Here is a 9183-nt window from a genome sequence, read left to right as displayed (position 1 = left end):
GCACAATAGAGCTACATGAAAAAGTCATCGGGGCCTTCATTGAAAAATATATGTTCTACTAATTGGAGTCATTACCCACCAAGTATAACGATCCATTGCTGTAACCTACTCTCACTACGACGTCTTCTGCCTGAACTCAATGTGGAAGAGCGAAGAAGTCTACCCACCAACGACTCTATTAACTTCTACTTTTAATAGAAATAGTGCGTTCTAGCTATAGCTTGTCGAGATATTTATAAAAAAAGTCCTCTACAGAGATTGGTGCGACCTGAACTTTCTTTTTCAATAGTCCTTGCAATACTCGGTCGAGAATATTAACGGCTAGTTTCTGGAGTTCAACCGTATTTATAAGGGTGTAAGAGTCTTGTGATGTTATTGGATACCGACCGTCCCATGGAATAGTGGGGGGAGTAATGACTTCGTTGCTGCTATCACTGTGCTTAAAAACAGCCAAAGTCATATCCTCGGCGACATGGCAGTTGGCAAGGCTACCATCCTTTTGTAAGCATTTTGTTAAGGTATTTAATAATTTGGCTTGGATCGGCGTTAACGAAGTAAAGTTGAGAATGAAGTTTATGAAAGCGTTAGTTGAGCGGAGTTGTTTAAGGGTATACATACTACACAATTCGTTGATCAGCGAAATCACGGTAATCAACATGATAAAATCTTTATCCTTCGAGGGGGAGGTCACTAGTAAGATTTCGTGTAATCCATATAGCCTCGAGTTAACCGAGCAATCCTGAAGTTTAATTGAAGGGCTTGTCGTATTAAGATGGATATAAGCTAATTCATGTAATCCAAGCTCTTTGAGGTTTTTCGCAGCTAGGTAGTTATTCCGTTCAATCGTATTTTTAAGATGGAAAAAGCTCATAGCTTACATGCCCTCTATAATAAAATTTCGTTAGCGGGTAAATGAAATCAATAGTTTTCTCGGTAAACTTTAGTTCACTCTCTCATAATCTAAAAGAGGTGTCCGTTAGGGGACAACACACTAAAGTAAGTCAATTATAGCGCAGAGCATTTCAATTTCTAATTACACGAAAAAATAGATATTGCCGAAGTGTCAGAAAGTAAAAAAATGCGCTTTAGTAAGGCTTATGCAGCAGCGTAAATTTGCTACAAGACTAGTAGAAATAGTCTGCTATATCAACACCAACAGTGATTTAGCATAACATCAATGAAATGTGATCATTAAATGATCAATAATTGTTAGCAAAGCTAATAATCACACTAGGTAAAAGAAAGGCCGAAACTCGGCCTTGGTTATTTTTTAAATGTTTTTTTGTGGAGAAGAACTTCACTGAAATAAGAAATCCCCAGCCAAATTGCGATAATCCCTAGGATAACTCCAAAAACCAATAGTAAAACGTTACTCATGTTGAACCCTTCTTTTAGTGAGGTAAGTGTAAATTTCTCACTGCAAAGAGGGAAGTTGATTAATCCTATTTAGTGTGCGGTGTAGGGAAGGAAAGATAAAATATACCCGCGAAGAGGGGCGAAAACGTGGGTGAGCAACGATAGTCGAGTATAAGTGCTGATTACAGAGACTGATCTGCCAGTTAAGTGATGGGAAAGGTAAAAGCTTCAGAGGAAATGATGTGTCATCCAACGCCCGCGCTAGCATCGACTTCCATTTTGATTGAAATATGATCAACATTAAGAATATTAACAAATTCTCACAATTAACAGGTGATAGATGGCAAAAAATACCGTAAAAAGGCCAGCTATTCGTACATATTAAGATATCCGAGGATTATTTTGAAAAGGCGCGCCACTCTAGTTTTTAGTTCTTTAGTTCTTTATTCTGCGCAGTCGTTTGCGAACGATGATGCATTACCTTTCTCCTTAGCGCCGCCTTCTATTGATGCAGCTTCTTGGGTCCTGATGGATGCTAAAACTGGCCAAATATTGACTGCCGGTAACCCTGATGAGCAGCGCAACCCTGCCAGCTTGACCAAATTGATGACCGGATACGTGGTTGATCGAGCCATCGACCAAAAACGCATAACCCGTGATGATAAAGTCACTGTGGGTCAAGATGCATGGGGTGCCGGTAATCCAGCGTTCAAAGGCTCGTCGCTGATGTTTCTTAAACCGGGTGATGTATTAACCGTCCGCGATCTCAGCCGGGGAGTGATTATTGATTCAGGTAATGATGCTTGTGTCGCTCTGGCGGATTATGTGGCGGGTAGCCAAGAAAACTTTGTTGGGTTGATGAATCAATACGTGGCAAAGTTAGGCTTAAAAAATACTCACTTTGAAACCGTTCACGGCTTAGACGCGCCGGGACAGCACTCAACCGCTCGCGATTTAGCCGTCCTTTCTAAAGCAATCATCGACGGTGAACCTGATTTTTATCAGATGTATAGCGAGAAAACGTTAACGTGGAACGGCATCACACAAAATAACCGCAATGGTTTACTGTGGGATAACAGCTTGCATGTGGATGGATTGAAAACAGGTCATACCGAAACCGCCGGCTTTAATATTATCGCCTCGAATGTCGTCGGTAACCACCGTTTGATTGCCGTCATTATGGGCGGTAAAAGCTCGAAGGGTCGTGAAGAGCAGGCCCGTAAGCTATTAGTCTGGGGACAAAATAATTTTGATACCGTGCAATTGTTCCACGCGGGCCGTGCGATCGGTAATGAAAATGTCTGGTACGGTAATCCGCACACTGTGGAGGTAGGTAGCGATAAAGACCTTTATTTATCATTACCTAAAAATGAGATTAATAATGTCAAAGCGAAGTACATCATTGACAAAAAAGAGCTCGAAGCACCACTGGCTGCCAATCAGAAGATTGGTGAAATTAAAGTGATGGATAAAGATCAAGAGCTCGCGAGTTATCCGCTGGTCGTGCTACAACCTGTGGCTGAGGCGGGTATTTTTACCCGTGCAATTGATTACATTAAACATAAGTTTTAAGTTTATAAGCCTCGTTCGCGAGGCTTTTTTACTTTTATGGTTAAAAAACACCTTGAGTCAGGGTACACTGACTACCATTATCTTCTAACACTTAGCGCGAGCTGTGAAAACCGATAAACCCCTCTCAAAACTCGAATATTGGCTCTATCGACATTATCGCTGGGTGCATGGTGTCCGTATTGCAATAGCGTTTTTAGCCTCCTTTATGCTTATCCGGATCCTTAATATCCCAGAAGGGAGTTGGCCATTGATTACGCTAGTTGTCGTTATCGGGCCGATATCAACGTGGGGTAATGTGTTCCCACGCGCGATTCAACGGATTATTGGGACGGTACTCGGATCGATATCAGGGTTGATTGCTCTCAAACTGGAGATGTTCTCATTACCTCTTATGCTAGGCTGGTGTGGGATTGTCATGTTTTGCTGCGGTTACCTTACCTTAGGTAAACGACCTTATATGGCATTACTGATCGGTATTACCCTTGGTGTTGTGGTGGGCGCACCCGCAGGGGATTTCCTTACCGCATTGTGGCGAGGAGGTGACGTGGTATTGGGCTGTTTGCTCTCGATATTTTTTACCGGTATTTTTACGCAACGCGCCTATGTCTTTTGGCGATTACGTTTAGCCGATGCGTTAGTCGATAGCCGTAAAATTTATCACACTGGCTTATCGTCGAACCTTCTGGAAAAACCGCGTTTAAATAAGCCGTTGCAGAAATTATTGACGTCACTGATCAAGATGCGCAGTTTACTGGAACCCGCATGTAAGGAGACGCGTATTCCGCGCTCAGTGTTTGAAGGGATTCAGACCCTTCAACGCAATATGGTGAATACCATGGAGATGCAAATTAATGCATGGTGGTCATCGCGCGAGAGTCATTTATTGCTGCTCAATGCGCCGACTTTACGTCGAACGCAGGCAACCACAGAACAAATGCTGGACGCTTTAGCCGATATGTTGCGTAATGGCGTAAGTGAAAGTGATCAGCTTGCCTCAAGTCGTGCGGCAATGGATGAAATTACTGGCGAACTTACAGAACTCCTAGCACAAGCCGAACATGCCAAGGCAGAATTAACACCGGTTTATGGCTACGTCTGGTTAAGTCTTGAATTAACCAAACAATTAGAAAGAATGCGAGAGCTTATTCGTTTAGCACTGCGTCGTTAAACGACTTTTAAATCCGAGAAATCTATCCCCTGCTCAGCAGGTTTAACAAAAGGTGTTGTCATGGAAAATGCAAAACAGTCATTCCAGGATGTACTTGAGTTTGTAAGAATGTTTCGTCGTAAAAATAAGCTGCAGCGTGAAATCACTGATAATGAGAAAAAAGTCCGTGATAACCAGAAACGCGTATTACTGCTCGACAACCTCAGCGAATACATCAAGCCAGGGATGAGCGTCGAAGCAATACAAGAGATCATTGTGAGCATGCGCAGTGATTATGAAGATCGCGTTGATGAGTACATCATCAAAAACGCTGAGCTTTCGAAAGAACGCCGCGATATTTCGAAAAAACTAAAAGTATTGGGCGAAAGTAAAGCGCACGAAACCAAATAAACACAAGGCCTGATTATTCAGGCCTTTTTTTTAGGGTATCCACGGTGTGATGACGTTGGAGAGATAAGGACCGAAGCGATGAAAATTTTGGTGGTCGGCGCTGGCGCAACCGGCGGATATTTTGGTGCAAGATTACAGCAAGCAGGACATGAGGTAACGTTCTTAGTACGTACAGGGCGCGCACAACAGTTAGCCGATGAAGGATTAGTGATCAAAGGCTATCAAGGTACCTTCAGCATAAGGCCGAAAACCCTTACCGCCGATGAGCTCAATGATGCCTCATGGTCGCTGATTATCTTAGCCGTTAAACACCCCCATTTAGCACAGGTGATTAAAGAGATTCGTCCTGCGGTAAGCGAGAATACTTATATCTTGCCTATATTGAATGGGATCGATCATATTGCCGCATTACAGCACCATTATGGTGATCGCGTCCTCGGTGGCTTATGTCAAATTTATGCAACGCTTAATGCGAAAAGTGAGATTGAGCAATTAACACCCCTACACCGAGTCAGTTTTGGTGCGCTATCCCCTCAACAACAGGCGGCGGTGACAACTCTGGCTCAGCAGCTTGAAGGGGTCAATTTTACCCTAAATGTAAGTGCTGATATTGCCAGTGAGATGTGGGAGAAATATTTGTTCCTCAGTACTCTTGGCGCAGCGACTTGCCTAGCCCGAGCCGATACCCAGCGCATTCTCTCGACGTCCTATGGCGCACAGTATATTGAAAATCTTTATACCGAAGTGTTGAGTATTCTGAGTGCTGTGGGCTATCGCCAACGGCCAAAAGTGGTTAACCAACTTCTCACTACCTTACTCGATAATAAGACGCCTTTAGTCTCCTCACTGTATCGTGATGTCATGGCCGGTAATGTCTCAGAAAGCCGAGCGATAATTGGTGCGTTAGTTGAGCGGGCAGAAACCCATCAGCTAGCAGTTCCCGTTCTACGCGCTTGTTGGGTGCAACTGCAGTGTGTGAGCGCGTAAGTTGACAGCGTCGAGCCATAGTTAATTTATGGTCAATCAGTAGTTATATACTATTTTATTTATCTCACACCAATGCCTATTCTGAGTTTCTACATGACGAATTAAGGGGCAATAGGGATGAGTGATCAAAAGGTCGATACTGTAGTGATTGGTGCGGGCCAAGCGGGAATTGCGATAAGTCATCACTTAACGGAAAGAGGGATTTCCCATCGAGTATTGGAAAAAAATCGTATCACCGAAGCGTGGCGTACTGGACGCTGGGACTCGTTGGTGGCTAATGGACCGGCTTGGCATGACCGAAACCTTCATGGAAAATATGGTGACCTTTAAATCAGACCTTGTTGAAAATATAAAAAAGGGTAATGAGAGTTATTTAGCCCTGTTGGATGCAGCAGATGTTTGGATTGAACGTAATTAGATAACAAATGATTGAAAATATTGCTCACTTCCATATAGGTAATTCGGTGCGGAGGGTTATTTAACTTTTATATTCACTTCAGTTGGCATAGAACCTGCTTTATCCCTGGTGTCAGTCATTAAAAAAAGAGATAGGGGGTAATGTTTATGGCGAAGGGTGAATTGAAAAAAAGGCTCAGCTTGGTCGATTTATCATTACTCGGCATCGGGTCGATGATAGGTTCGGGCTGGCTGTATGCAGCGTTAAACAGCTCAGGCTATGCAGGAGGAAACACGGGATGGGCGTGGACGTTAGGCGCCGTCATCGTATTATTAATCGGTTTAGTGTCGGCGGAACTCTCTGCGGCGATTCCGCGAGCAGGCGGATTTGTACGTTACCCTAACTATTCACACGGTAACGTTGTCGGTTTTGTTATCGGGGTCAGCTCGTTATTAGCTTATACCAGTACGGCGGGTGTTGAGGTTGAGGCGGTAAGACAATATGCGCTTTACTGGTGGCCAGCGCTCGGTCAGAGCGATGGTAATCCCACTACGCTAGGATTTGCAGTACAGATTGGGCTTCTGGTGATTTTCTTTTTGCTCAATTACTGGAGTGTCAGTGTTTTCGGCCGCGTGAACACCCTGATCACGACCTTCAAGTTTATCGTACCGTCGATTACCATTGTCACATTGTTGCTTTATTTTAACTCTGCCAACTTACAGGTGCCGCCTGCGCCTCCTGGTGGTGCACACGGTGTCTTTACCTCGCTAACCGGCGCGGGTATTGTCTTCGCCTATCTGGGCTTTCGCCAAGCGGTCGATTTCGCCAGCGAGGCGAAAAATCCGCAGCGCAATGTGCCTATCGCAATTTGTATCGCTATCGCGGTGAGCTTTATCATCTATCTCGCCTTGCAATACGCGTTTATGGGGGCAGTGCCCAGTGATGTACTTTCTACTCATGGCTGGGCCGGACTTAAGGCGATTTTTCAATCCCCTTATGCCGATTTAGCGCGCAGCTTAGGCTTAATGTGGTTGATAAACCTGATTTTAGTGGATGCCGTCATCTCTCCTGCGGGCACGGGGAATATTTATCTCGCCAGTGCGGCGCGGGTGCTTTTTGCGTTAGCACGTAATGGGCATTTATGGAAAAGCGCTGGTGAGGTGGATGAAAAATCGGGCGTGCCACGAGGTGCCTTATGGTTAGCCTTAATCTTATCTATTGCCTGGACCTTACCTTCAGAATTTCAAGTGTGGGGAGGGTTAATTGGCGCGGTCACCTCAGCAACGGTCTTTACTTATATGCCAGGTCCTGTGACATTGGCCGCGTTTAGAACACATTTACCGGATTTACAGCGTCCTTTTCGCTTGCCGATGGCCGCAGTGTTAAGCCCGCTCTCTTTCGTTGCCAGCACCTTATTGATTTATTGGAGTGGTTGGTCGGTGAATGAGATTTTGATTCCCATCTTTATTGTGGCTTGGGTCGGTTATGCATTATTGAGTAGAAAGAGTCCTACCTATAAACAAGATATAGCCTGTAGCTGGTGGTTACTGGCTTATTATATTGCGATGCTGATCCTCTCTAAGATCGGTACTTTTGATGGATTGAACCTGCTCAATACACCGTTGGATATGATCATTGTTACCCTGGTTGCGTTGATATGCTATTACTGGGGAGCGAAAACCAGTATCCCGAAACCCATTATTGTTGAAGAGTAAATAAGGGATAAGCCCAGAGAAGACGCTCTCTGGGCTTGTTGTTATGCATGGTTAGGTCAGTAACGTCGCGCCATACTGGAAAACTGTCAATCACAATGGACGGTAGCCAGGTAATGTCCCATGACCACAACTAATGCGGAGCCGTGGCGGTGAAGGTCAGCGGTAGGGCCACCTTATGCGCTATGCCAGCGGCTCGCTGATTGTCGCCATAATAGACGGGGAGTTTGTTGTACGGCTTTATGTGCTAGCTGGTGGATCAGTGCGCCTAGAGCTATGAGACGAGCCAACGAAAGGGCGCATATCATCGGATGATGTGCCATTTGAGGGTGATTGGCCGCAATTTTTCGGGGTTGTGACTAACACACTGACTTACTCTAAATGAAAGGGTTGACTTAACACCTAATGGTGTCTACATTTGTAGACAGGCAATCAATTTGCTCACTCGCTAAATTAAGTTGGCTTAGCTTAAAAATTGAGATCATGCATTGAAGGAGGTTTTAGATTGGCGCTTATCATAAACAAAAAGATGTAAATGATGCTATACAAGATGCCGTCAATGCTGGTTGGCGGTGGGTAGAAAAAGGGAACGGACACACGGTTGGGTATTTATATTGCACACTTCAATCAGTAGGTTCACATCAGTTTTGTGAATGTTACGTTCCTGTTTTTGGATCACCAAAGAATCCTAGCAATCATGCAAAAAAATCAGGCAAGCCTACCAAGGGAAAACCTGTTAATAATTCAAGTTACTTCGTATGAGGTAACTTTTTAAAGATTCGATTTTAGTTTTAAAGCGATCAACTGAGGTAAATATGAAAGAGTATGATTTTTCAATAGTAGCTCACAGCTCACGCGACTTAGACGCTGATTTAGTGACTGAGATTGCGAATAAATTATACGACTTAGGCGCAGACGACTGCACCGTTTCATCACAAAATAACGCTGTAATCGTTAGCTTTGATAGGGAAGCCCATTCCTACAGCGAAGCGGTTATGTCAGCAATCAAACAATTAAAGCAATTTAACTTTTTAACTGTAAAAAGCGTAGACGCTGGCGAGTTTGTAGGCTTGTCTGACGCTGCCGAATTGTCAGAGTTATCACGCTCGGCATTATCCAAATTTAGCAAAGGCGAACGCGGCGGCGGCGGGTTTCCTACACCGTACTTACGCTTATCAGGTAAAGCTCCCCTTTATGATTGGGCTGAGATTGCTGAGTGGCTTGAAGACAAAGGTCTAATAGAACCTGAGCTAGTAGAAAATGCGACTTTTACGCGTCTTATTAATACAGCTCTACGGCTTAAAAGTAACGACGATATGAATAAAGTATCTAGTCTTGTTCACGAGATATCCATCGCATAACGAATAACTATAACTTCAATAATTGATCTCATTCACCCATCGTAAAGGTGGGTTTTTTTTTGGTATAAAGTGCCTAGAAACAGATAAGAGGTATAGCGTGTAGAAGTCGAGCTTTTCTCTAGAAAGTTTAGTGGTACATATCCGATAAGTATCAAGGTAGTTGTGGTAATCCCCCCATTTTTAACGGAGGTAATAAGTAGAATCAGTTAACACGTTGAATATGCTGCATCGGTGTAAAAC

Annotated in this window: 7 protein-coding genes and 1 pseudogene; 7 read left to right on the top strand and 1 reads right to left on the bottom strand. The window is 44.0% G+C overall.

Features of this window, described 5'->3' with window-relative positions; genetic code table 11:
* Positions 1-214: 214 nt before the first annotated feature.
* Positions 215-871: a hypothetical protein gene (locus HH682_RS15030; RefSeq protein ID WP_214238302.1), complete on the bottom strand. Its 657-nt coding sequence runs from the start codon at positions 869-871 to the stop codon at positions 215-217.
* 887 nt (positions 872-1758) lie between these two features.
* Between HH682_RS15030 and dacD the strand changes: the two genes are divergently transcribed.
* From dacD to HH682_RS14995, 7 genes and pseudogenes are all read left to right on the top strand, one after another.
* Positions 1759-2928, top strand: coding sequence for a serine-type D-Ala-D-Ala carboxypeptidase DacD (gene dacD / locus HH682_RS15025; protein ID WP_214238301.1), 1170 nt, complete (start codon positions 1759-1761; stop codon positions 2926-2928).
* Positions 2929-3031: 103 nt separating this feature from the next.
* On the top strand, positions 3032-4096 hold the full coding sequence (locus HH682_RS15020) for an FUSC family protein (RefSeq protein ID WP_214238300.1): 1065 nt from the start codon (positions 3032-3034) through the stop codon (positions 4094-4096).
* A 60-nt stretch (positions 4097-4156) separates the two neighbouring features.
* Positions 4157-4486: a DUF496 family protein gene (locus HH682_RS15015; protein ID WP_214238299.1), complete on the top strand. Its 330-nt coding sequence runs from the start codon at positions 4157-4159 to the stop codon at positions 4484-4486.
* 78 nt (positions 4487-4564) lie between these two features.
* Positions 4565-5473 carry a ketopantoate reductase family protein gene (locus HH682_RS15010; RefSeq protein WP_214238298.1) on the top strand — a complete coding sequence of 303 codons (909 nt, stop codon included), beginning with the start codon at positions 4565-4567 and terminating at the stop codon, positions 5471-5473.
* 117 nt (positions 5474-5590) lie between these two features.
* Positions 5591-5773 (top strand): annotated as a pseudogene (locus HH682_RS15005) (FAD-dependent monooxygenase); the annotation flags it as partial.
* Positions 5774-6037: 264 nt separating this feature from the next.
* Entirely contained in the window at positions 6038-7585 is a 1548-nt protein-coding gene (locus HH682_RS15000; RefSeq protein ID WP_214238297.1) for an APC family permease, read from the top strand.
* Between the two features lie 812 nt (positions 7586-8397).
* Positions 8398-8943, top strand: a complete 546-nt coding sequence (locus HH682_RS14995; RefSeq protein ID WP_214238296.1) for a helix-turn-helix transcriptional regulator — start codon at positions 8398-8400, stop codon at positions 8941-8943.
* Positions 8944-9183 lie beyond the last annotated feature (240 nt).

This window comes from Rosenbergiella gaditana, from assembly GCF_018494065.1.
Taxonomy (GTDB): Bacteria; Pseudomonadota; Gammaproteobacteria; order Enterobacterales; family Enterobacteriaceae; genus Rosenbergiella; species Rosenbergiella gaditana.
Note: the sequence above shows the minus strand (reverse complement) of the source record. Positions and strands in the feature narration are given on the sequence as shown.

What these genes read in the sequence shown, in the direction of transcription:
- HH682_RS14995 (WP_214238296.1), top strand. Translation starts at nt 8,398, where the DNA reads ATGAAAGAGTATGATTTTTCAATAGTAGCTCACAGCTCACGCGACTTA.
- HH682_RS15010 (WP_214238298.1), top strand. Translation starts at nt 4,565, where the DNA reads ATGAAAATTTTGGTGGTCGGCGCTGGCGCAACCGGCGGATATTTTGGT.
- HH682_RS15030 (WP_214238302.1), bottom strand. Translation starts at nt 871, where the DNA reads ATGAGCTTTTTCCATCTTAAAAATACGATTGAACGGAATAACTACCTA.
- HH682_RS15000 (WP_214238297.1), top strand. Translation starts at nt 6,038, where the DNA reads ATGGCGAAGGGTGAATTGAAAAAAAGGCTCAGCTTGGTCGATTTATCA.
- HH682_RS15015 (WP_214238299.1), top strand. Translation starts at nt 4,157, where the DNA reads ATGGAAAATGCAAAACAGTCATTCCAGGATGTACTTGAGTTTGTAAGA.